At 56.5% G+C, this 747-nt stretch carries 1 pseudogene; it reads right to left on the bottom strand.

Features of this window, described 5'->3' with window-relative positions:
- Nucleotides 1-690 (bottom strand): annotated as a pseudogene (locus FGE21_RS19915) (IS3 family transposase); the annotation flags it as partial.
- Nucleotides 691-747 lie beyond the last annotated feature (57 nt).

Genomic DNA, 747 nt, shown 5'->3' with positions numbered 1-747 from the left:
GGTTGCGATACTCAGGTCGCAAACGGACGCACGACCCATCATTGAGCCAGAGCCGTCCCTTCTTTGGTTGTTTCATCGGCACTTTAAGCCCCTCGCGTCGCCATAAGCGTTCAACCCGCTTGTCGTTGATCTGCCAGCCTGCGTCCCTCAGCAAAGCCGCAACCCGGCGGTAGCCATATCGGCCATACTGGCGCGTCAATTCGATCATATCCGCGACCAAGCGCTCTTCGTCAGCACGCCCACGTGGCAATCGACGTTGTGTGGATCGGTGCTGGCCCAACACGCGACAAACCCGTCGCTCAGAAACCTTGAACTGACTGCGCACATGATCGAGGCAGGCCCGCCTACGCGAGGGGCTCAGGGGCTCCGCCCGTTCAGGCCTGAATTGATCCGCTGGATCAATTCCTAGACGGCCATCACTCCCGATGCGGCCTCCTTTAGGATCAGCTTGTCCAATGTCAGGTCAGAAACTGCCCGGCGAAGGCGCTCGTTCTCTTTCTGTAGCCGCTTCAGTTCCTTGAGCTGTTCTGTGCCCATTCCGCCGTACTTCTTCTTCCAGCGATAATAGGTTTGTTCAGTCACGCTGATCTGTCTGATTGCATCAATCCGGGGCATACCTTGCCCCATCAGAACTTCAACTTGCCGCAACTTCACAACAATCTCTTCAGGCTTGGGTCTCTTAATGGCCATCTCTGGTCCTCCGCTTTCCTAACTATAGGGGCGGACCACTTTAAAGGGGGAGGCTCA

The sequence above is a fragment of the Phaeobacter sp. B1627 genome (genome assembly GCF_006265095.1).
GTDB lineage: Bacteria > Pseudomonadota > Alphaproteobacteria > Rhodobacterales > Rhodobacteraceae > Epibacterium.
The sequence above is the reverse complement of the archived record's forward strand: the minus strand, read 5'-3'. Positions and strand labels throughout refer to the sequence as shown.